This window comes from Microbulbifer maximicatervae (SeqCode) (genome assembly GCF_052467325.1).
The window spans coordinates 2,021,538-2,044,793 of the sequence record NZ_CP174310.1; the positions used below are offsets into that span (position 1 = coordinate 2,021,538).

Annotated in this window: 16 protein-coding genes; 6 read left to right on the top strand and 10 right to left on the bottom strand. The window is 44.9% G+C overall.

What is annotated here, in order from left to right:
* Positions 1-9: 9 nt before the first annotated feature.
* From dhbA to ACJJIE_RS09150, 4 genes are read right to left on the bottom strand one after another with little or no spacing between them, the layout of a single operon-like run.
* On the bottom strand, positions 10-756 hold the full coding sequence (gene dhbA, locus ACJJIE_RS09135; RefSeq protein WP_282933497.1) for a 2,3-dihydro-2,3-dihydroxybenzoate dehydrogenase: 747 nt from the start codon (positions 754-756) through the stop codon (positions 10-12).
* A gap of 7 nt (positions 757-763) precedes the next feature.
* Positions 764-1,651, bottom strand: coding sequence for an isochorismatase family protein (locus ACJJIE_RS09140; RefSeq protein ID WP_282933498.1), 888 nt, complete (start codon positions 1,649-1,651; stop codon positions 764-766).
* Positions 1,652-1,664: 13 nt separating this feature from the next.
* Positions 1,665-3,290, bottom strand: a complete 1,626-nt coding sequence (locus tag ACJJIE_RS09145) for a (2,3-dihydroxybenzoyl)adenylate synthase (RefSeq protein WP_444894372.1) — start codon at positions 3,288-3,290, stop codon at positions 1,665-1,667.
* Positions 3,290-4,483 carry an isochorismate synthase gene (locus ACJJIE_RS09150; RefSeq protein ID WP_444894373.1) on the bottom strand — a complete coding sequence of 398 codons (1,194 nt, stop codon included), beginning with the start codon at positions 4,481-4,483 and terminating at the stop codon, positions 3,290-3,292. Before ACJJIE_RS09150 ends, ACJJIE_RS09145 begins: the two co-directional genes overlap by 1 nt.
* 458 nt (positions 4,484-4,941) lie before the next feature.
* Between ACJJIE_RS09150 and fes the strand changes: the two genes are divergently transcribed.
* The 6 genes from fes to ACJJIE_RS09180 all read left to right on the top strand — a co-directional run bounded on the left by fes (position 4,942) and on the right by ACJJIE_RS09180 (position 17,201).
* Positions 4,942-6,306 carry an enterochelin esterase gene (fes, locus tag ACJJIE_RS09155; protein ID WP_444894374.1) on the top strand — a complete coding sequence of 455 codons (1,365 nt, stop codon included), beginning with the start codon at positions 4,942-4,944 and terminating at the stop codon, positions 6,304-6,306.
* Positions 6,307-6,313: 7 nt separating this feature from the next.
* Positions 6,314-6,508, top strand: a complete 195-nt coding sequence (locus ACJJIE_RS09160; RefSeq protein ID WP_444894375.1) for an MbtH family protein — start codon at positions 6,314-6,316, stop codon at positions 6,506-6,508.
* A gap of 273 nt (positions 6,509-6,781) precedes the next feature.
* Entirely contained in the window at positions 6,782-14,032 is a 7,251-nt protein-coding gene (locus tag ACJJIE_RS09165) for a non-ribosomal peptide synthetase (RefSeq protein WP_444894376.1), read from the top strand.
* A complete protein-coding gene (gene entS / locus ACJJIE_RS09170; protein WP_444894377.1) occupies positions 14,029-15,327 on the top strand; it encodes an enterobactin transporter EntS in 1,299 nt (432 codons plus the stop codon). The genes ACJJIE_RS09165 and entS overlap by 4 nt, the downstream gene beginning before the upstream one ends.
* Entirely contained in the window at positions 15,324-16,046 is a 723-nt protein-coding gene (locus tag ACJJIE_RS09175; RefSeq protein ID WP_444894378.1) for a 4'-phosphopantetheinyl transferase family protein, read from the top strand. Before entS ends, ACJJIE_RS09175 begins: the two co-directional genes overlap by 4 nt.
* Positions 16,047-16,097: 51 nt before the next feature.
* Complete coding sequence (locus ACJJIE_RS09180) at positions 16,098-17,201, top strand: 3-deoxy-7-phosphoheptulonate synthase (protein ID WP_444894379.1); 1,104 nt, start codon at positions 16,098-16,100, stop codon at positions 17,199-17,201.
* Between the two features lie 599 nt (positions 17,202-17,800).
* On the opposite strand, the gene ACJJIE_RS09185 is transcribed toward ACJJIE_RS09180, so the two are convergent.
* The 6 genes from ACJJIE_RS09185 to ACJJIE_RS09210 form a co-directional block, all read right to left on the bottom strand.
* Positions 17,801-18,589, bottom strand: a complete 789-nt coding sequence (locus ACJJIE_RS09185; RefSeq protein WP_444894380.1) for a DUF4393 domain-containing protein — start codon at positions 18,587-18,589, stop codon at positions 17,801-17,803.
* A gap of 1,448 nt (positions 18,590-20,037) precedes the next feature.
* Positions 20,038-20,172, bottom strand: a complete 135-nt coding sequence (locus ACJJIE_RS09190) for a hypothetical protein (RefSeq protein WP_444894381.1) — start codon at positions 20,170-20,172, stop codon at positions 20,038-20,040.
* A 90-nt stretch (positions 20,173-20,262) separates the two neighbouring features.
* On the bottom strand, positions 20,263-20,685 hold the full coding sequence (locus ACJJIE_RS09195; RefSeq protein ID WP_282933508.1) for an RDD family protein: 423 nt from the start codon (positions 20,683-20,685) through the stop codon (positions 20,263-20,265).
* Between the two features lie 420 nt (positions 20,686-21,105).
* On the bottom strand, positions 21,106-21,624 hold the full coding sequence (locus ACJJIE_RS09200; RefSeq protein ID WP_444894382.1) for a MaoC family dehydratase: 519 nt from the start codon (positions 21,622-21,624) through the stop codon (positions 21,106-21,108).
* 35 nt (positions 21,625-21,659) lie between these two features.
* On the bottom strand, positions 21,660-22,187 hold the full coding sequence (locus ACJJIE_RS09205) for a MaoC family dehydratase (protein WP_444894383.1): 528 nt from the start codon (positions 22,185-22,187) through the stop codon (positions 21,660-21,662).
* Positions 22,188-22,243: 56 nt separating this feature from the next.
* Positions 22,244-23,095, bottom strand: coding sequence for an HpcH/HpaI aldolase/citrate lyase family protein (locus ACJJIE_RS09210; protein WP_444894384.1), 852 nt, complete (start codon positions 23,093-23,095; stop codon positions 22,244-22,246).
* Positions 23,096-23,256 lie beyond the last annotated feature (161 nt).

The following is a 23,256-nucleotide window of genomic DNA, read 5'->3' on the forward strand; positions in this document are numbered from 1 at the left end:
AAAGGCTATTTAGCTTCCTAAAGTTGCCCCACCATCAACAACAATATCTTGCATGGTGATATGCGCAGCCATATCCGAGGCTAGAAACATAACAGTATTTGCTATATCAGAAGTACTCGCGATCTTTTTTAAGGGGATACCCAGCTTATATCCTTCTGGATTACCGGCAACAGTAGCAGCCTCACTGCCTTCACTTCCCCACAGTTCACGCAGCATCTCAGTATCTGTAGATCCTGGCGAAACTAAATTACAACGGACGCCATATTCTGCTAGCTCAAGAGCTACGCAATGGCTCAGTCCAACCAGGGCAGATTTTGATGCGCAGTATGCCGTCATTCCCAGTCTTGGAACATGGGCTGCATTAGAGGCTACATTTACAATAGCCCCTTTACCCTGATTTTTGAAATGGAGCGCCAGCTCTTTTATCAAACTAAAGGGGCCTGTCACATTTACTGATAAGCAATCATGCCAATCGGAAAGTGTCAGTTCGGATATACCTCCAATCCGTAGAATACCCGCTGCATTAACTAGAATATCCGGGCCCAGGTTATCAGTAAGTAACCCCTTACAAACCTGAGTAATCTGATCTGAATTTGAAAGATCCAAAGGGACAGTCTCATATCCATACTCAGCCTCTGGAAATTTAATATCGAAACCAAATACAGCAGCACCATTTTTACAAAATAAATCCGCTATGGTCGCTCCAATTCCCCTACCGGCACCGGTAACCCAAACCCTCTTCCCTGAAAAATTCATATGTCCACTACTCTTTTAATTCAGGGTATTTACCCTGAATCAGCTTCCACCACCCATTGAGTGAGGGGGCAACAGCCAGCTCTTCGAATATCATTTGGACTCCGAGCTTTTGCCAATCAGTAATCAAGCCCATTAGCTGGGCCGAGTCCAGCCCATAATCAATGAGATTTTCATCTGCATCAAATTGGTCAGGCTCTTCATCAATCAGCTCCAGCAATTGCTCCTTGAGAAAAGACCAGGTTAACTTATCCTTTGATGAAACCCCGAGAGATACGACATCATCTGTTGCAATGACACTTCCGCAACGATTAGCTACATATTTAAGTGCCATAAGATGCTCTTCTTCAGAGAAATCACCAACAGCATCAGCCACCATGAATGGCTGAACATCTCGCATAAAAGCATCCAATGCTGTGGTTAAACAGCCGATATGCGCATATATACCGCATATCAAGAGTTGATCCCTTCCTTTCTCCGCAAGAATTTCCTGAAGCTCAGATCGGTAAAAAGCACTATATCGCCACTTAACCAATACAATATCATCTTCATCTGGCGTCAAAGCAGGCACTACTTTTTGCAAGCTGGGGTCAGCTTTGGTAAGTCCTGGCCCCCACATATCGTTTAGCAATGCGCGATCTTTATCGCTTTGCTCAGTGGGTTGAGCCGTATAAATTACCGGTACCTGATGCTTTTTAGCCCAAGCCCGCACCGCAACAATATTGTTTTCTATATTGCGGACCAACTCGCTTCCTTCACCAAAAAAGCGGACGAAATACTCCTGCATATCATGAATAAGCAAAGCACTTCTGGAGGGGTCAATCTTCCAGCCCACCTTATTTTGGGGGAGAGAATCAATCGTGGGTAGACTATAGTTATCCAGTAATGGAATTGACATAAATATTAAGACCTTAAATCTTTGGAGCGGCTATACTTTCAAGCAGTTCTTTGCGCAAAATTTTCTTGTCTATTTTTCCTACCGGAGTAAGCGGCAAAGTCTGCACAAATTTAAATTTATCTGGCAGCTTGAATTGAGCTACCCCGAGCTCTCGCAAGTACTTTCTCAGAGTTACAGGGCGCAAGCTATCATCACTTGACACTAAAAAAGCACAACTTTTCTCGCCCAGTAAATCATCCGGCATTGCTACCAAGACCGCTTGAGTAATGGATGCATGACGTAACAAAAGACTTTCTATCTCTTCAGCCGCTATCTTTTCTCCACCGCGATTGATTTGATCCTTTTGCCGACCCACTACTTTCAAGTATCCACGGTCATCACGCTGCACCAGGTCCCCGGTGCGGTAAAAACCCTCACTGTCAAAAGCTTTTTTGTTATGCTCCGGGCTGTTGTAGTAACCGCGTATTGTGTATGGGCCTCGAGTAACCAGCATACCGGTCTCTCCGGCAGGAACCGCATCTCCGTTCTCGTCAATGACCCGGACTTCATCATCAGGGCACATGGGGCATCCCTGGGTGCAAAAAGCCAAAGCAGTATCATCATCCAAGCGGGTATAGTTAACCAAACCCTCAGCCATACCAAATACTTGTTGCAGTTGGCATCCTAGCTCTTCCGGCACTCTGCGAGCGACACTTTCAGCAAAATTTGCTCCACCCACCTGTATTAGAGAAAGCGTGGTCAACTTTTCACTGTGCTGCGGGGCAGCTTTAAGCCAAAGTGAAACCGCCGGAGGTACCAGTGCCACCATATTAACTTCGTGCTTTGCTATCAGCGCAAAACAATTTAATGGCTCTGGATCAGAAGCTGTTATTACGGTGCCGCCGCTATCAAACACCCCAAGAGAACCTGGTGAGCTTAATGAAAAGTTATGTCCAGCGGGAAGTGCGCATAAATACCGGGTCTGAGGACTCAGATCGCATATCTCTGCACTTCTACGAACGCTGTATAAATAGTCATTATGGGTGCGGGGAATGAGCTTTGGTGTACCGGTACTGCCACCCGAAAGCTGAAAAAAAGCCACTTCGCCAGGAGGAGTGGGCTCTAACTCCCCATTAGGTTTAGTTATATTTATGTTGTCATCAAGTGAGTCGGTATAGCTATCCTTCCCCCACAGCAATACATGATTTACAGAGGGAATTTTCTGCTTTAGCTCATCTAAAAAAGCAACATTAGAAAATAACGTGTGGGAGGCCGAGGCGATAATAAGAGTAGGGTGAAGCTGCTCAGCATAAGCCAATAGCTCCAAGCGCTGATGACTATACAGCGCATTGACAGGAACGACACCTGCTTTTAACAACCCAAAGAATACAATATAGAATTCGGCAATATTCGGTAGCTGGACCAAGGCCGTATCGTAAGGTTTAACCCCCTTTGATTTCAGGGAGCGAGCCAGGTTATCAGAAAGCTGATCTAATTGGGCATATGAGAAATGTCGACCACCACAAATAATTGCTGTGGCATTAGCATCCCTTTCGCAAGACACTCTCAAGATATCCGTTAGCGGCTTATCCTCCCAATAGCCAAGATCCCGATAACGGCGAGCCTCCGACTCTGGCCAGGGCGTAAATTCAATACTCATTAAAGTGCTTCCTGCTGTGTAATTCCCAGAGCATTGAGCATTGTGCCCAACTTCGCACCAGTTTCCAGCCACTCCGATTCAGGGCAGGAGTCCTCAACAATACCCGCCCCAGCAAATAATTGAACATGATTGCCGTTAACCGTGCCACAGCGAATAGTAACTACCCACTCACCATTACCTTCAGCATCACACCACCCCACCATTCCAGTGAAAACACCTCTTTCAAAAGACTCCACTAAGCGGATTAAATTACGAGCATCTTTTGTGGGAAAGCCACAAACAGCAGGCGTTGGATGCAGTTGACAAGCAAGTTCCAAAGCAGAAATTTCAGGGTCTTTCAGCTGACCGTGGATGAGAGTCGATAAATGCCACATAGCCGGGGTGCTTATAAGTGCAGGAGCAGCAGGGATATCGAGCGAGCTACAAAACGGTGTGAGTACTTGGCGAATTTCATCAATGACCAATTTATGCTCGTAGCTGTCCTTTGCAGAAGTAAGTAGCGATTCACTTACAGCTTTATCTTTCTCCAGATCGTTCTGCCGTTTAGCTGAACCGGCTAAGGGATTGGAAGTCAGTTCGCTTCCTACTTTTCGTACTAACAACTCAGGACTTGAACCGATAAGCTCCTGATCTCCCTCAATGGGGACCCGAAAATGATAACCGGAGGGATTCTGCACAATTAATCTTGAAAAAATTTCATCAACAGAAACTTTATCAGCCAACTCTACGTTTAGTACCCTGGACAGTACGGCTTTACGTAATTCGCTGTGTTGGAAATTAGCAATCGCCTGCTCCACCGATTGCTTAAAGCGCCACTCGCTGGGAACGCTTTGCATCTTTTCTACCCGGGGGACAGACGTGCACTTTCCTTCAAGGGCTGAAACCATTTCTCTGCGATCAAAAAACTCACAGTCGGCAGGAATAAACAAGCGAGACTGCTGGCTGAGGTCGAAAGGAACTGCACCAATTACAATAGGGTTGCAGATTCCCGCCTCTCTCGCCTTGGCAAGAGCCCCCTGCACCGACTCGTGAAATAGCTGGCTACCTCCACTCGCTCCCGGTATCACCGGCTGGTTGATCTCTGCAAAAACTCCCTTGCCCCGCAAGCTTCTGTAAGAGGAGGAAAACAAAAAATCAGCGGAATTGGAAATAGGCGATCGTCCAGATTCCATGTCCTGAGTCGGGAAGAGCATAAACGGACACTCCATTGAATATGCAAATGAGAATGACTATCATTATAATTCACACCCAAAAGCATTTGTCAATTGGTGTACTCAATATTTGAGAAGTATCTGCAAGAAAGGCAGCGAGGGAGGCGTCACACGAGCTAAGAAGCTAGGCAAACGTTTAAATGTGCGAGACAAAAAAACAAGAGTGATCTAAAAAATAAATTTTTATTTATTTCAGTTGTAACCACCCAGGCAGATTTTCTCTGTTTTTCAGTAACCTCTTGCAATTTCCGTCACATTTAATTGCCGTCAAACCATGCAACTAAATAAAATTTTCCTTGCTGAGTTTTTGAATTGCCCCACACAAGACGCGAATGATAATAATTTCTATTTACACCAAGCATCCTCTTGCGGTAGCCTGTTGGCAAGTTATTACTACTTCTTGAAAAGTAGAACTAAGCACATGACTTTTCATAAAACTCATGGAAAGTTTAACCATTAAAAACGGGAATGCCATGACCGCTGTCATGCACTCAAATTTGTTGCGTATTACTCAATCCAGTGTTTCTGAGATTGGCAGCGCGCTTTGGTGGTCGGAGATGGAAAGGCAGGGGCTACCGCTTGTTAATAAAAATCCCTCGAATAAAGAAAATTTAATTCTGACATTTTTGTGGAGAGATCCAGATGGTAGCGAATCTCACTCACCGATCAAACAAGTTTATATCGATATAAATTGTGTAACGAACCACCATACATTTTCACCGCCCTCCCTAGAACGGTTGCCAAATACAGATGTGTGGTATTGGCAAGTAGAGATCGAAAAATCCTGGCGGGGTAGCTATCGCTTAATTCCAACTACAGAAAAATGGATCGGCTCCAACTGGGAAAAAGCACTTCAACCCAACGACGATTCCCGGAAAATGCAAAGACATTGGTGGCGCAACCTGCTTAAAGCAGCCATACCCGACCCGCTGAATCGACAAGCGCCGAGTGTCGGTTCGTGGAACAAAAAGTTTTCTGCAATTCATTTGCCAGGACTTATGGAGCAAAGTCTATGGCAAAAATTCGATCTAAAACCTGAGTCTTCAGAGTCGGAAAATAAAAATTCTTCCGGCGTGGGAGAAGTGTGCTGGCAAAGTTCCATCCTGGGAATTAGCCGCAGGGTCTGGACCTACGCATGTGGCAAAGCATCTGATCCTGAGAAGCGCCCACTTGTAATTCTATTGGATGGTGATCGATGGGCAAAAGAAATGCCTATTTTCTCAGTTTTGAAGGAACAGACACAATCCGGACATTTACCTGCGGCACTCTATTTATTAATTGATTCAGTCAACGAGAAACAGCGAGAGAAAGATCTTACTTGTAGTGAGGACTTTTGGCTGGCAATTCAGAAAGAACTGATCCCCCAGATTAAAGAAGAGCTACCTCATACTGAAAATCCAGCGCATACAATTGTTACTGGACAAAGCTATGGTGGACTAGCTGCGATGTTTGCAGGATTAAAGTGGCCCGCAAGATTTGGCTGTGTATTAAGCCAATCAGGCTCCTTCTGGTGGCCAAACAATAAACTCATGGGTAAAGATAATAACAGCGCTGACAAAGGCTGGCTCACAGAGCAGATCTTATCGGAAACCTACCAGCCAGCCAGACTGAAGATTTTTCAGCAGGTGGGCACTCGGGAATATTCCTTAATCAGAGTAAATGACCAGCTGAATAAACTCCTAAATAGTAAAAGCTTTGATGTTAAGTACCAGAAATTTGTCGGCGGACACGACACGCTGTGTTGGCGTGAGGGACTAATCACGGGTCTTTCATATTTATTACAAAATTTCAGTTATCAGGATTAAAGTTGCTATGCAATCAGAATACCAAAATCCATTTGATGATGAGAGCCACCAATTTTTTGTGTTAACTAACGATCTTGGCCAACACAGTCTGTGGCCAGAATTTGCAGGAATCCCAAGGGGCTGGAAGACAGTATATGGACCTCAGGATCGTCGACTATGTGTTGAATATGTAGAAGAGAACTGGAAAAGCCTCAATCATTGATAGCCGTCAGTTTCTGCGGTTGTGCTACTTCTCGTAAAGAGTAAATACAACCAATGAGACTTGAGAGGTTTAAGACTCTATTTATTGGCGGTTAAGGGACTAACTGCAGCTGGAAAGTGCCAGCAACACCCGCTTGAAAATACGGCTAAGGTCTGTGCCACACTATTTTCATATTTCAGGGGCGTGGCCAAGTAGATCAGGACGAAATATTTGGCCACTTTTTTCCCACCTAGACATTGTGCCAACTCAATATGTTGAAAAAGGATTGTTACTGTGCAAGAAGAAAGCGCAACCATTTCTGCAAGTAAGCTTAGCGATAACACGTACCCTTTGGTGGGACCTCAAGTAGGAATCTGGTTGGCTGATCAACTTTCGGAAAGCAGCAATACCTTCGCCGTGGCCCAGTATGTAGAGATCCACGGCGCAATTAATGTGGAGCTGCTGACAAAAGCTATTCATATTGGATTAAGTGAAGCTGACACGATTCATGCAAAATATCACCAGGAAGATAACGTTCCGGTCCAACAGCTCCAGTCAGCGCCCGAACCTGAATCCTTAAACGCTGTAGACCTCATAAAAATTGAAGATCCGCTTGATCCGGTAGCTTCTGCAAAATCCTTGATGCTCAATGATATTCAAGGGGAATTAAGAGCAGATAGCGAAACTTGCCTCTATCATCATATTATTTTTCAGTTACCCGATAGTTCAAATGGGCAACACTTTTTCTGGTACCAGCGCTATCACCATTTAATGGTGGATGGCTTCAGCTTTACCGCCCTCACTAAAAGAATCGAGAAAATTTATAATGCACTTACTAACGGTGCACCAATAGCCAGCTCTCCATTTACGGGGTTTTCCGCAGTCGTTGATGAGTACTTAGAGTATGCCGAATCGGAAAAATTCAAACAGGATCGAGCCTTTTGGGCAGAATACGCCAAGAGCTTGGCAGCACCACTGACATTGTCGAATAAGACTACCAGCTCGCTCGACAACGCCAACAGCCTTGTGCATCGTCAAAGTATTTCGATGGCCCGAAGTTTAATTGAAGATCTAACCCAGCTGAGGGACGCAAAGAAACTGTCGGTGGTCGACCTTGCCACAGCAATGATCTTTATTTATTTATCCCGAATATGTGATAGCAATAAAGTTACCGTAGGCTACCCATTTATGCGGCGTATGGGCTCCTCCGCGCTTAACTCTACAGGCCCCGTTGCTAATGTACTGCCATTACAACTTGAAATCAGTGCCGAGCAAAATATTTTTGATATTGCCCGCTCTCTATCCAGGGAGTTACGCAAAATCCGTAAACATCAGCGTTACGAATCCGAGCAGCTACAAAGAGATCTTGGGCTGGTCGGCTCACACAGACGTCTGTATGGCCCCACTATCAATTGCAAGATCTTTGACTACACACTCAATTTTGATGGGGTCCCCGGTAAAACCTATCAAATAGCAACAGGCCCCATTGAAGATATAGAGTTTTCAATTTACTTCGGCAAAGAAACAATAACTATTGAACTCGCAGCCAACGCTCATCGATACAGTGAAAAGGAGCTAGAACTCCACAGACATAGAATCAGCGATCTCTTTATTCAGGCTCACCATAATAGCCACTGTTTATCCAGTGAATTCTCTCTAATACCTATCGGTGAAAAAGGCCTTATCGACAGCTGGGCTAAAGGCATAGAAGTCACCAACACTGAAAATCATATCAGTGCCTTGGATATTTTTTTACAGCAAGTGCACACTCGCAGCAATGAAACTGCCCTGGTTTTCGAGGGGCAGGAAATTTCATTCAGTGAACTTTCGCTGCGCGCGCTACAGATTTGTGCTTCCTTACAGAACAAGGGAATAACACCACAGGACATTGTTGCCGTGGCTCTGCCAAGAACCGTTGACTCTATTGCCGCCATCCTGGCAGTGTTCTACTCTGGTGCCACATACCTACCGCTCGACCTTACGCACCCGGATGAGCGTATTGCCATTATGTGTGACGATGCGCAGCCGGCACAGGTTATTACATTATCCAATTATGCCCACAGGCTACCATCCTTTGTTGACCAACTGCATCTGGATACAGCAGCGCTTGCCACCCCCAAAATGTATAGCGACCAGGCATTGATTAATTCTGGGGAGCAGAGGGCCTATATATTTTATACCTCAGGTTCTACCGGAAAGCCTAAAGGTGTAATGGTACCTCACGGGGCGCTCCTTAACCTGGCGCTGGCCCTACAAAAGGAAATTTTTGAAAATGCCATTGAACACTGTGCCAACACCCGCCTAAAGGTAGCACTGACTGGCTCATTTTCATTTGATACATCCTGGGACCCAATTCTTCTTATGATGCTCGGCCATGAGCTGCACTTGTTTGGTGACGATGCCAAACGAGATGTTTATGGGTTAATCGATTCTATCCGCACATTAAAAATAGATACTCTTGCCGTCGCTCCATCATTGGCTACTCAGCTAATGGAAGCCGGACTGATGGATGAAGGCCACCATCACCCGGTCTTGATGGATATTTGCGGGGAGGCCGTATCTCCAGCCTTATGGTCTCATTTACAACAATTCCCCAAACTGCAAGCGCATAATATTTATGGCCCCACAGAATTCACCGTCTATGCGACCAGTGCACAGGTATCCACAGATCTGGCGGAGCCGGTTATTGGTAGTCCGCTGGCCAACACCGAAGTTTATGTATTGGATAAACGACTGCGTCCAGTTCCCATTGGTGTCCCCGGCGAGCTCTATCTCGCAGGGGACAATATGACCATTGGATATCTGCGCCGCCCAGAAACCACTGCCAGCCGCTTTGTGGCAAACCCCTACCGCCCCGGTAAAGTTATGTACTTAACTGGGGACTTGGTTCGCTGGGGCACCCATGGAGAATTGGAGTTTATCGGGCGCTGTGACAACCAGGTAAAAGTACGCGGATTTAGGGTTGAGCTCGGCGATGTAGAAGCTGCATTTTCATCTCTCGACGAAACCAAAGAAGTGGCTGTAATTGCTAAACCAATTGCTACAGGAAATCAATTGCTTGCTTACTGTACGCTGAAGACACCGTCTAACGGCAATAAGCAGGAGATTGAGAGCCGACTTATACAACAACTGAACGAGCAGCTGCCAGATTATATGGTGCCTGCTAGCTTAATTATTCTCGAAGAGTTTCCTCTAACTGTGAGTGGCAAGCTCGATAAGAAAGCCTTGCCAATGCCTTCTGCCACCCCTCAAAAAAGTTCAAGAGCGGCAATAGGAACCGCTGAGAGACTTGTGTGTAGCGCTATTGCGAGCACTTTGGAGATCGACAATATTGGAGCAGAAGATGATTTCTTCCAATTGGGAGGAGACAGCATTTCAGCAATGCGCCTTTGCACGGCAATGCGCAAAGCTGGCTACGATCTGCGCCCAAAAGAAATTTTCAAGTTGCGCTCTGCTGAGCAGATTGCCCTCAATCTCACACCTTTAGAGAAGCAATCCAAAGAAATTTTACCGGCGACATTGGGATTACCCCTGGTTGAAGCAGAGACCAAATATGGCCCTCTGACCGCTATACTCCCTGTGCTTCCCCTGCAGGAAGGTCTACTGTTCCAGACCCAATTGGGTAGCGAGGAAAACTCCTATAGCTTTACGACAAAATTAACTCTCGAAGGCGAACTGGATATCTCCCGGTTGGGCCGAGCCCTAAACTCCACTTTAGCTAAGCACCCTCAACTAGGAGCCCTATTCGACTGCGAATCCTGGGATGCCCCTCTGCAGCTTATTCCCCAAATCAGTAGCGATGCCGATACTGCTGGAAAATGGCCTTTGACAGAAATTGACTTGAGCCAGCTACCAGAACCACAGCAACAGGAGATGCTACTTAATCTGGAGCTGCAGCAGGCCGGGCTGCATTTTGATATTCGTATGCATGCCGAAACCCGTACACCTCTGCTACATGCTCATGTTGTAAAAACATCAGTAGAAAATTACGCTCTGCTAATCACTGCACACCATCTGGTTATCGATGGCTGGTCGACTCCAATTCTATTGCAGGACCTGCTTGAAGCTTATCGAGAGGATACCGGGAAAGTCACATCAGAACCTAACCGTTATAGTCCGGTAGTAATGGAACTGTCTAATAAGGAAAAACAAAATACCATCAAGCATTGGGGAGATCTTCTCAAAGGTGTCATCCCTACTATCGCGTTCGCAGAGAGTCGCGATAAAGAAACAGTTCATGAAATAGAAGTCCCACTTTGTGAGCACTTACACAAACAGCTGAAAAAGCTCTGCCAACAGGAAGGGCTCACGTTCAATACAGTGATCCAGGGTGTTTGGGGCGCAATGTTGGGATCATTAACCGGGCGCAATGACGTAGTATTCGGCAGCCCAGTTTCTGGACGATCCAGTGCAGTAGATGGGATTGATGAGGTGATTGGTTTATTCAGTAACACCCTACCCGTTCGTGTCCAGTTGCAACCTCAACAACCCCTGATCAAGCAGCTGCAATCATTGCAGAAGCAACAAATCGCACTGTTTGATCATGACGGGATTGGCCTGGGTGAAATCCAACGTATTGCCGGCACAGATACCCTGTTCGATACACTTCTGGTTGTGGAAAATTACCCGGCCGACGAAGCTCTGACACAGCAGAATCACGCCGGGATTCATTTAAATGCAGTTCAAAATCGCGGGTTTACTCACTATCCACTGACACTATTAGTATTACCTGGAGAAAAACCGAGAATACTTTTTGAATATCGGGATGCGGTTGTCAATGCTGTAAACCTTGTTCATCGATTTATCGACCTGCTTACACAGGTTGCCGAAAATCCAGAACAACCGTTGGTTGCCATGTCCCTGCAGACGGACACTGAGCACAAGCTTCTTGAAAGTATAAATGACACCAAACAGACATTTGATCGTGTCACTTTACGCGATTTATTAATTAGGCAAGCTCAAGTTAGCCCAGATGGTAGAGCGCTCACAGACGAAATCAGCTCCTTTGACTATCAAAGTATGCGTCAAAGTGTTCGCAGTATTGCTGCACAACTCAACGCTCAGCGCGTGGGTCGCGGCGATATTGTCGCCGTGGCTGTTGAGCGCAGTGTTGAGCTCAGCATCTCCCTACAAGCTGTAATAGAAGCCGGAGCCGCTTACTTACCATTGGACATTAGCTACCCGGATGAACGCTTGGCGCTCATGCTGGAGGATGCTAACCCCAAACTGATAATTGCTGGAGAAAATCAGTTTCACCGATTTGGTGAAAATTCTGCGGTGCCCTGCACCGCACCTGTACTAGCTATTGAAAATCTTCTCCAGCAGTCGTCACCCACTGAATTAATTGCTGTGGAAATTCGACCGGAAGATCCCGCTTACCTGATTTACACGTCAGGGTCGACAGGTCGCCCCAAAGGTGTTCTGGTTTCCCATGAAGCCATAGTGAACCGGCTGCTTTGGATGCAAGCGGAATACAATCTCACAGAAAATGATGTAGTGCTGCAGAAAACACCATCAAGCTTCGATGTCTCAGTATGGGAGTTCTTCTGGCCACTGATCCGGGGGGCAGAGCTGGTCATGGCCCCACCGGAAGCACACAGAGATCCCGAGCATCTACTGCAGATTATCTCCAAATACCAGGTAACAACCATGCACTTTGTACCCTCAATGCTTGCAGCCATGGTGGACTACCTGGATAGCCAGCCATCTTCAGTACCTCTTACCAAGTCGCTGCGCCGGGTATTTTGTAGTGGCGAAGCACTTTCGAAAGAACTTGCCTCTGCCTATGCAAGTTACTTTAAAGCGCCTTTGCACAATTTATACGGCCCCACTGAGGCTGCTGTTGACGTTACATACTGCCCCGCTGATTTAGGGTTAAATCTTGGAGAAGGTACAGGCATACCTATTGGCAAACCGGTTTGGAATACCCAACTGAGGATTCTCGATCAATTTTTACGCCCGGTAGGCATCGGTGTTCCCGGAGAACTCTACCTAAGCGGTATGCAGCTCGCACTCGGTTATCTCAACAGGCACGGCCTGACTGCCGAGCGGTTTGTAGCCGACCCCTATGCAGTAGGCGAGAGAATGTATCGCACCGGTGATGTCGTTCGCTGGATGCCTGATGGTAACGTTGAATATCTGGCGCGCAGTGATGATCAGGTTAAAATTCGTGGACTGCGAATTGAGATTGGTGAGATTGAAAAAGCGCTATCTTCCTTGGAGGGAGTGAGGCAGGCTGCCGTTCACGCGCGCGTATTGAGCCAAAGCAAAGCAACAGGTGACAACCGTCAATTGGTCGGTTACGTAATACTCGATAACCCAGAAAAGTTCCCGGAGACTCTTAGCCCACTTTTGGACCAGCTGGCTCAATCCTTACCCGCACATATGGTGCCGTCAGCATTGGTTGCTGTGGAAACGTTCCCACTCAGTGCCAATGGCAAGCTCGATAGAAAATCACTGCCAGACCCAGAAAGCAATAAAACTGATTCCGGCCGTCCCCCCAGTGAAGGGGCTGAGCAAATTATTGCCAATGCCTTCTGCAAGATGCTGGACTTGGAATCTGTAACAGCAGAAGTGAGCTTTTTTGAGCTTGGTGGTCATTCACTACTGGCTATGCGGCTAGCTGCAGAACTACGCCAATGCTTGTCCCTTCCAGTAACAGTAGGACAAATTATGGTATCTCCTACTGTTGAGGGACTTGCGGCGGTTTTGACCGATGAGAATTTGCGCAAAGATCCTGAAAAAGCGGGCTTCGGCAATATTCTTCCGATTAGGGGTGGAACAGGTACGCCGCTGTTCTGTATTAACCCCGGTTCAGGTTTTTCATGGCAGTACACCGGATTCCCCAAATACCTTAAAGGAAACTGGCCGATTATTGGCCTTCAATCACCGCGACCTAACGGCCCTGTAGCTATCAGTGAATCGATGGACGAAGCCGTTGAGCGCTACTTACAAACCCTCTTAAGTGCACAGCCCAAAGGCCCCTATCACTTAATGGGTTACTCGTTTGGCGGTACTGTTGCCGTAGCCCTGGCAACCAAGCTGACGGCACTCGGCCACAAAGTAGCATTTGTCGGATTATTCGATACTTACCCACCTGAAGGCCAGGAATGGAAACGACCCACCGAAGATGAAGCCAGGGAAGAAGTAGAGCGCGAGAAACGGCAATTCCTCAGCTCAGCTGAAGGCGAATTTGCCGATGAAGCAACACTGGCAGAGCAGACCAAAATGTTTAACGATATCGTAGCGAATTACGATGATACTGTACGCCTGCTATCGGATGCAGACACCCAACCCTATTCTGGTAATGTGCAATTATTTGTTGCGGAAAAGACACTGCCTGAAGGTTGGGACGTAGATAAGTGCTGGACTCCATTCCTGAATGACATGCAACAACACCGATTGCCTTTTGCCCATGACGATATTCTATCGCCGACATCTCTTGAAGTGCTCGGGCCCCTACTCAACGGTATATTGGCAAAGGTTCCAACTTTAACTAAACAGACAGAAAAAGCAGATCCCCAAGAGGCTGTAACATCCCTATGAACCGTTCACTATTTATGAGATTTGACTTGCTCAAGAGCAATGCAAACTTCCGCATGATCTTTATTGCCAGGATGATTTCGATTATCTCCCTGGGGATGTTAACAGTCGCGGTGCCGGTACAAGTCCATGCAATGACAGGCTCTACTATCCAGGTAGGAGTCATTATGGCTCTGGAAGGTATAGCCATGTTTATTGGCTTGCTGTGGGGAGGTGTGCTCGCCGACCGCCATAACCGCCGGACACTGATTTTGATCGGACGCTTCGGTTGCGGCTTGGGTTTTGCTGCATTAGCTATAAATTGCTTCTTTACATCACCCTCACTAATAGCCCTGTATGCTCTTTCAATTTGGAGTGGTTTGTTTGGTGCAATTGGTATCACTGCATTAATGGCCTCAATTCCCTCAATTGTAGGCAAAGAGAATCTTGCCTCTGCCAATGCTTTGGGCATGCTCACCGTACGTATCGGTACCGTTATCTCGCCGGCAATTGGCGGATTGATTATTGCCGCCACTGATATCAGCTGGAACTATACCGCAGCCTCCTTAGGTACTTTTGCCACGCTGATCCCGCTGACCCGATTGCCCTCCATGGCGCCAGGAAAGCAGCCGAAAAAGCAACCTCTAAAAGCACTAGCTGAGGGTTTTTCATTTTTATTCAGTCATAGAATTGTTGGCAGTGCGATTGCAGTAGGGACATTGGATTCCCTGGGCAAAGGCATCCGCGTTCTATTCCCCGCAATGGTTACCGTTATTTTTGGTGGAGGTGCATTCGAAATCGGTCTGATGTATTCTGCTGTGCCCTTAGGGGCTATGTTGGGTGCCCTAACCAGCGGCTGGGCGCCCCAATTAAAACGTCCCGGTGCTGTTTTACTATTCACTTGCACCCTCTCTTTTGTTGCCTTGTGCGGCCTCACTCTCGCCAACCATCTCTATATCGCTTTAGTTGCACTAGTCGCTTATGGCTATTTAGGGGCTATTAGTTCACTAATTCAGATTACTTTGGTTCAGAGTCATACTCCTAACCAATTACAAGGAAGAGTTAACAGTCTCTGGGCTTCCCAAAATGTAACCGGCGATACTTTTGGCGCAATGGGATTCGGCATCTTAGGCAAGCTGTTTGCCCCAATGGCCGGTACTCTCTACTTTGCTGCTACAGCAATTGGCATTACTGTTGCTATGTCCTTGGGATTCAGAAGTTTGAAGGACGCTGTATTTATTAAAAATAAATCGCAAACGCCTCCTAAAAGCCCCGCCCCGAAAAAAGAAAAAATGGATACTGAAGCCACAGCATCATGAATTGGGAATCCTCTTATAAAATTGACAACCCGATACCCAGCTTTTTAGGTGGATACAAGGTGGTGAAGTCCAAGTACTTTACGGGCCATATGGTAGAGACTACTTTTTGCCCGGAAAGGTATGATGATCAGTTCTTCTCCCAGTTGAATATTCCTTTTCCAAGTTCATTAGTAAAAGCCGTCCCATCACGACGAGCTGAATTTCTTGCTGGACGAAGCTGTGCTCACCTTGCACTCAACGAGCTGGGTGTGCCAGTGAGAGAAATCCCTATAGGTATAAACCGCAGTCCAGTATGGCCAGAGGGAGTACGAGCCTCGATTACCCATGCAGGCAACCGAGCAATCTGTGCAGCCAGCACTACTTCTCAAGGACTTGGGATTGATTATGAAACAACTATTGCAGGTAAAACTGCTGAAGAAATCAAGCGTAATATAGTCAGTGATTCAGAAGAATCCCTACTTTCAGAGAGCGGTTTCCTCCAGGAACAGTGGCTGACTATGGCTTTCTCCATTAAAGAAAGCCTTTTCAAGGCACTATATCCTCTAGTTGGAAAATACTTTGACTTTCTGGATGCTGAAATTACAACATTGTTGCCCCTGCAACAAAAATTAGAACTGAAAATTTTGCGGGATCTCTCATCCAGAGTTCTCAGTGGAAATACCTACACTGGTACATATCAACCACATCAAGACGGCATATTGAGCATCGTTGAGTATTAGTCAATCTCGACAATAACAGCGCTATCTCAGTTAAAAGAAAAGGACCATTTTATGTCTGACGTTCCTGCTATTTTGAGCGCACGGACTCATATGCAACTTCCGGGTAATGATGAGCTAATCCGAAAAATGCCATGCCCATCTACTACCGCTTTAACTATTGAACGAACCCGTAATGAGATTTCCCGAATATTACGAGGGGAGGATGATCGACTTTTGGTTGTGGTAGGCCCGTGTTCAATTCATGACCCCATCGCCGCACTAGATTATGCGCAAAAGCTATCTGAGATTAAGTCCCAGTTTGAAAGTAATCTCTGCCTGGTAATGCGTACCTATTTTGAAAAGCCACGTACCACCATCGGCTGGAAAGGTTTTATTTACGACCCCAATTTAGATGGTAGTGCCGATATGCATACTGGGCTCACTCTGGCTCGGGAACTATTGCTTAATATCAATGCTCTGGGCCTGGGAGCAGCCACCGAATTTCTTTGTCCCTTGAACGCACTATACATCGCAGACCTGATTTCCTGGGGAGCCATTGGTGCCCGCACCACAGAATCACAAACACACCGGGAATTAGCTTCAGCACTTCCTTGCCCTATCGGATTTAAAAATAGTACCGACGGAAATATCAAAGTTGCAATGAATGCGATCCAAGCTGCCCAATCTCAACAGATATTCTGCACCACGATTCGCAATGGAAAATTTGAAGCAGTTCAGTCTACAGGCAACTCTAATTGCCACTTAATTCTTCGCGGAGGAACAATACCCAATTACTACCCCGAAGACATCAAACTGGCGATATCCCAACTTGACTCTGTATCGCTACCGACCGGCATTATGGTTGATTGCAGTCATGGTAATAGCCAAAAGAAACATGGTAACCAAATGGTTGTTGTGGATTCATTGTGCGATCAAATGGGTTCAGGACAACAAAACATTTCAGCCGTAATGATTGAGAGTTTCCTCGAAGAGGGCAATCAAAAGATCAGCAAACCAGCCAATATGCGCTATGGGCAATCCGTTACCGATGCTTGTATCGGATGGAAGGATACCTACCATATTTTAGAGCTGCTATCTGAAGCAGTTGTCAGGCGCCGCCATCTATTCACCGCATCGCACAACATGGAAGTGGAGCTGAGTCAAAGTGCTATATAACTATTCTACGTTAGATTTAAGCTGCTATCCCCGAAGGCGGGGTAGGCAGCAATGAACAAATTCTGCAATCCCTAAAGCAACTTTATTTGAAATAACTTAATCCAATAGATATAGATTAAATCCAAAATATACCCAGAAAGTAATTGAGGAAATATGGGCATACTAGTATTGCTTACCCTATAGCAAAAGAGATATTTCATGGCAGTTCAACCCACCATGACTAGAATCGGATTTACCAAGATGAATAAGCCCATATTTAGTATATAAATCAATAAGATCATCCTGACATATCAGATAAGTTCTCTTTTTTCCTAGATCTCTCATAGAACTAATATAATTAGAGCACCCAAAACAATTTAGCCTTTTATCTAATCAATAGCACCATCAATAACATCAAGATTTTCCTGATAGGCCAAGCCTGCCCCATCCACCTTTAGAGTTACCAATCATTTTTAGCCGGACATACAAATTTCGAAATTTGCGAAACGCTTTAATTTTCACCAGAAAAATATTCAAAGTACGCCTAGAAAACCAAAGTGAAATGGATACCTTCTCAAATACTCCCAATGTACACACTTGGCTACCAACAAACTACATACCTATCCCTCCCCAACATCTTCCATATTTTCACCTAAACACGCATCTATAAATTGTTGACCAAGGCTTGTTACAAACATATATTCTCGGCTTTCTTGCTCAACTTTCAAGTTACCGCCTGAATTTGAAATCTCAATTTCGCCGACTTCTTGCTTAAAATCAATAAGCTGTAACCTCCGAAGATTATCAAGATAGCTTAAATACAGCTCAGGACATTTCACCTCAGCCCTTTCGCATATGGCTTTGAATCGATTTTTCATATCACCATAAACTTCATACTTCCACCAACTACGGGCAAACCAGTTAGCATCTATTTCTGGATAACCTGGAAGAGCGCCAATAAATGCCAATAACTTAGCTTCATCTGGCGATAATTGCCGAATAATTTCAACAAATGTTGGGTGAGCTCTAATAGCAGCATCCTTATCCATCGAAGTAGCCAGTAAGTGTAAATACATCTCCCTTAATATATCTTGATAACCTGTAAACTTTAAAGACTCAAGTAACGGTCCTGCCAAATGGAGTTCTGGAGTAACAATTTTTTTAGGGTCTTTAGATCTTATCTTTTTGGGGAGTTCTGAGGCAATATAGTCTTCAATTTTCTCATACCCCCAAACAAGCCCAGCCACTGGCCGCAGTGCAAGGTTCGCGGCTTTAGCAATAGTCTGAAGACCTTTTCCAATTTCTTTTGCGGCAGGACTAATAGCATCCTTATAAAGCTCTGGAACTACTGCCCCAACATTTAATGTCTTAGCCGTATCAATAATGTCATGTTCTTCTGTGTCTAACATAATACTCCCTAGCAGGGAAAATAAATCTGCAGAAAATTTTACTATACTTCTTGTTCAACCAGAATTCATCCAGCCAAACATTAGATCAACCTCCCACCAGTCAAACTAAAATAACTTGACTATCGATTCACCCACCCAAAATCCTTGCAACATAGTTAATCAACAAATATTGCCATATCTCATCAAATTTTCAATACTATTTATCAGACACAGCATCAATCATAGACCCCAAATCTAATTTCTCCTCAGACACCATCAATTTACCTTCTCTCAAATCGATTGTAAGCCACCTATCACTTTATGTTATCGAAAAATATTCGATCACATTTCCTATTAAGCGCCTTGAGCTTGAACTTTAAATACATTGACATTTAAGATAACCATCTAAACCCACCAAGATCAGGCCTTTTTATATTTTCTATAACCCCCACCTTTTTACAGGGACACCCTCTCAATTAACGAAAATTGATATTAAAGTAAAACGCACTTTAAACTAATATTACTCATAACTTAGGGCAACTATTAAATGACCAATTAAAGTTTTTATACTTTTCCAGACCCCCAGGTATATCTCCATATATTTCCACCCTCTGATTGAGTATTCTACCTTACTCACCCCCTCCCTTCGGTATTTATTAGCTTGCTCAATATATAATTAAAATCGACGCTTACGTATTCTCCCACCTTCATTTGCAAAGCTTTTCTCTGCCATCCAGAAACCGAGAAAAGTAAACGGAATATAAAACCATAGAAGCACGAATTTTTCTTTAGTAGCGATGCCACAAATGCAGACGTAAAGCCGCCAACAACCTATACGAATACATCTAGATAGCAGATACCGCCGCTACTTAATGGATGCCTATAACTGTATCTTTTGTACCACACATCTTAGCTATCCTAATATTTTTTTAAGCAATAAACGAAATTAAGCGCAGGCAGCCTGACGGGAAATCGCTTTTATAGCTGGAACTGGTTCAATCAGTCAACTAAAGTCCATCAGTCTATTTAATTCCACAGCATTTAAAAACTTATTACTCAAAGAGATACCACCAGCAGTGCTTTCCCTGCTTGTAAAAGACAGGATCTTCCACAAACACATCCCATATCTACGACTCCTAAAGAACAAGAAGATATATATACGGAAATTTCCAGTAAAAAATAAAAATCCTTTCACCAATCATTCAGATTGGATACAATACGTATAAGCACCCTAAAAGGAACAAAATTAAAATCGATAGGTTGCCTTCAAATTCAACTCTTTTAAGTCTAATGAAAATTCCCTATAAAATAATTCAGATCAGAGTATCCGAACGGTCGTTAACTTTTGTTTGCTAAAGGTTATGCCCATTGTACCTGGCTTCATTGATCGTCCAGATTATGCCAGCCAAAAGATAACCAGAAGCAAGGCAGCCTAATAATACCGGCAATGTCTCCATGCTGAAAACAGGCTAATTATTAGCCAACTGCCTTGATAAAAACCCCGGGAAAATAAACAAACAACCTGCCGCCAGCACCCCTCTCGTCAATACAAAATAAAGCGACCCTTTAGTACGAATCTTTTCCCATCTTTCTTTCGACTTCATTGCAGATCTCTACCCTTGAAAATTAAGACCTTCAGCAGTGGGAAATTACAGATCCAAAAGACTCGTAATTTCCCCGATCACCTAGATTTGTTAGGAATGTATTACCACAGTTTTGGATAGATAATCGTGAAACCCCCGCTTCTTGCTATCCCACCCCACCCAGAAATAGCCCAGGCATAAAGGAATCATTGAGATAAAGTAGCCAACGTACCTTAAAGAGTACTTAAGAAGCCCTGGAGGCTCGTGCGATTCCGCATCTACAACCTTAATACCACAAACCATTTTACCTGGAGTAGCCTGCCATTTTTGCCAAAACCAGAGCACAAGTATGGCAGGCAGAATAAATTGGGAAAAAAGATATAGAGCTATGTAGGCAGCGCTGTCCGCCTCAAGATATTCACCCCATATCACAATTATAATTGGAGTAAACATGACCACTGTCAGCCACATAGAATCAACCATGTTTGCAGCGAACCGCAACCAAAACCCTGCATATTTTTTATCATCCACCACTTACCATTCCTTCATTAATTTTTACATTCATATCATTATATTAAAACCGAATCATTATTGTATCACTTGTTACAACACTCAAAGAAGGATAAACGAGCAATCAGTTAAAAGCCCAACAACTAATAATTGGTACAAAATATACAAGTAAATACGCCAAGCTGAGCTTGACCCCAGCTATTGACAATTTACAGGATCAACAAACTGAACTCGAAAGAGATGTATTTGGAAGAATAAATGAAAGCCCCAAAATACTTCCAACTTAAGGCTATCTATATCAGCCAACTCTATAATCTAGGCATTTAACAAACAACTTCTCTACTTTAGATATCAAGAATCAGCCTGATCAACACCGATGAGAATATAGATTCTCCAAAAAACACAGCAAAAAAACGACACCTTTCCCCATATGGAATTCATCATTCAATATCCAGCCGCCTCATAAGGGCCGAAATTTTTGCGGTACACTAACAGTGTTCGCTTATAAGAGCACACCTTTTCACCGTGCTGGTTTTTTGCTCGCGAGTATATACTGAGCAGCCCTTGGTCTGGACGTGACTTTGACTCCCGCTTAGATAGTATCTCTGATTCAAAGTAGAGCGTATCTCCCACAAAAACAGGCTGTAATTCACAATCAACCATCTCTAAATTTGCAACAACTTTACCGAATGTCTTTGTTGTGTGTGCCATAGCACTGAGCACGAAAATTTCCAAAACACGCGTTCTACTACCGTACACTCGGTGTGCATAAACCTGATCTGTAATAAATGGAGTAAGATCAAATGAATGAAGCGCATAGTTAGTGCAACTGGCCTCAGTAAATGTTCTTCCTGGGCGATGCTCAAATACCTGCCCCACTTCAAAATCCTCGAAATCGATGCCTACAGTTTCTACGTAGACATCCTTTTCGATTTCTCGTAAAAAATTAAATGATTCTTTCATCGAGGCTACCTAAGCGTAGAGGCTATGGGTTCACATCAATATCCATTAGCTGAGAAAGGTAGGCGATTGCGCTTGTAGATCAGCATATCGCAATGCATTTCACAAATAGTCTTTTTATCCTGGTTCCTACCATAAATCCCAATTCGCACTAAACCAGCTTCTGAATGTTCGCTTCCTGCCTTCACTTCCAGAATTTCACTTTCAGAGTATAAAGTATCACCGCCAAAAGCTGGTGCTACCATAGAAATTTTTCTCCACCCTATTATTTTCTTTCTACGATTGTAAGTTTTCCAGATTAGCCCCATTAGTTGCTGAACAGCCAGAGTAGTATCTATCAACGGTCGACCAAACTCAGTTTGAGCAGTGTAACATTCGTCAAAATGTAGCATTGCTTGGTTCAATGTATTGATACATTCTTCTTTATTGTCATGCTGGCTTATGGTGACTCCAGGCCGATGCCGGAAAACCTGCCCGACTTTAAAGTCTTCGAAATCGAGACCATAGCGTTCTCTGTAGTGATTTTCGCCGGTTTTAATATACGCAGGAAAGTAATAGCGGGGCATAGAAACCTCTTACATAACCGAAAGGCTCCAGTGAGTTTGACTCTACAACAGCTTTGTCACAATCCCTTCGAGGCCGCCACAGTTTTCAGTGCCCGCTCAACCACAGGCATATCCACCATCTGTCCATCAACTACAAGGACCCCACCATGGTTCTCTTTATAAGCTTTCAGTACTCGCTGAGCATGCGACAGCGCTTCACTGGATGGTGCTAATCCTCGGTGAATTGGCTTAATTTGCTTTGGATGAATAGCTACTTTTCCGGAAAAACCCAGGGCAGAGACTCTCTGTGTTTCCTCCAATAGACTTCTTTCATCCTCCAATTCCAAAAAGGGGCCATCGACAGCATCAATACCGGCAAATGCAGCAGCTTGAACTAGTCGCCCTCGGCCGTATAGAAGAGCATCCCAACTCATATCTGACCCAACGGCCGCACTGTAATCAGCTGCACCAAAGGCCAAGCAGACTACCTCCTCTACCTGGGCAATACTCAACGCATTCTCCAAACCTTTAGGGGATTCAATCAGGGCTATTATTCGGATCGACTTGTGGGAGGGGGCCATAACCTGGCAAAAACCAATCACTTCTTCTGCAGATTGAACCTTGGGAAGAATCACAACATCTGGCAGCTGCGGTAGATCTAGCAGCATCAACATATCCTTGATGCCGCAATCGCTGTCAAGCTGGTTGATTCTCAATGCTCGCTGAGTGGGGGTAACCTCTTTTCCTGTAAATAATTTGACCACCTGCTCCCTTGCGGTATCTTTATCTGCCAGGGAAACAGCATTTTCCAGATCCACACAGGCAATATCTGCTCCGCTGGCCACCGCTTTTTCAAAGCGATCCGGCCGGGTCGCAGGAACAAACAGGACACTGCGAAAGTACTTGCTTCTGTTAATGACACTGCCCATCTAGCGGCACCCTTTCAACAAATTGACAGATAGCCGGATATCCATTCCCGGTGCCCTTCTCAACGACCGGATTCAGAACCAATCCAGTAGCTCACCCAAAAGACTAGCAACTCTGTATTAAATCGCGACATCCACCTTCCGTGAGCTCTACCTAGCGGCCA

Excerpts from the sequence above, each read along its gene's own strand:
- dhbA (WP_282933497.1), bottom strand. The coding sequence starts at position 756 with ATGAATTTTTCAGGGAAGAGGGTTTGGGTTACCGGTGCCGGTAGGGGA.
- ACJJIE_RS09140 (WP_282933498.1), bottom strand. The coding sequence starts at position 1,651 with ATGTCAATTCCATTACTGGATAACTATAGTCTACCCACGATTGATTCT.
- ACJJIE_RS09145 (WP_444894372.1), bottom strand. The coding sequence starts at position 3,290 with ATGAGTATTGAATTTACGCCCTGGCCAGAGTCGGAGGCTCGCCGTTAT.
- ACJJIE_RS09150 (WP_444894373.1), bottom strand. The coding sequence starts at position 4,483 with ATGCTCTTCCCGACTCAGGACATGGAATCTGGACGATCGCCTATTTCC.
- fes (WP_444894374.1), top strand. The coding sequence starts at position 4,942 with ATGGAAAGTTTAACCATTAAAAACGGGAATGCCATGACCGCTGTCATG.
- ACJJIE_RS09160 (WP_444894375.1), top strand. The coding sequence starts at position 6,314 with ATGCAATCAGAATACCAAAATCCATTTGATGATGAGAGCCACCAATTT.
- entS (WP_444894377.1), top strand. The coding sequence starts at position 14,029 with ATGAACCGTTCACTATTTATGAGATTTGACTTGCTCAAGAGCAATGCA.
- ACJJIE_RS09175 (WP_444894378.1), top strand. The coding sequence starts at position 15,324 with ATGAATTGGGAATCCTCTTATAAAATTGACAACCCGATACCCAGCTTT.
- ACJJIE_RS09180 (WP_444894379.1), top strand. The coding sequence starts at position 16,098 with ATGTCTGACGTTCCTGCTATTTTGAGCGCACGGACTCATATGCAACTT.
- ACJJIE_RS09185 (WP_444894380.1), bottom strand. The coding sequence starts at position 18,589 with ATGTTAGACACAGAAGAACATGACATTATTGATACGGCTAAGACATTA.
- ACJJIE_RS09190 (WP_444894381.1), bottom strand. The coding sequence starts at position 20,172 with ATGAAGTCGAAAGAAAGATGGGAAAAGATTCGTACTAAAGGGTCGCTT.
- ACJJIE_RS09200 (WP_444894382.1), bottom strand. The coding sequence starts at position 21,624 with ATGAAAGAATCATTTAATTTTTTACGAGAAATCGAAAAGGATGTCTAC.
- ACJJIE_RS09205 (WP_444894383.1), bottom strand. The coding sequence starts at position 22,187 with ATGCCCCGCTATTACTTTCCTGCGTATATTAAAACCGGCGAAAATCAC.
- ACJJIE_RS09210 (WP_444894384.1), bottom strand. The coding sequence starts at position 23,095 with ATGGGCAGTGTCATTAACAGAAGCAAGTACTTTCGCAGTGTCCTGTTT.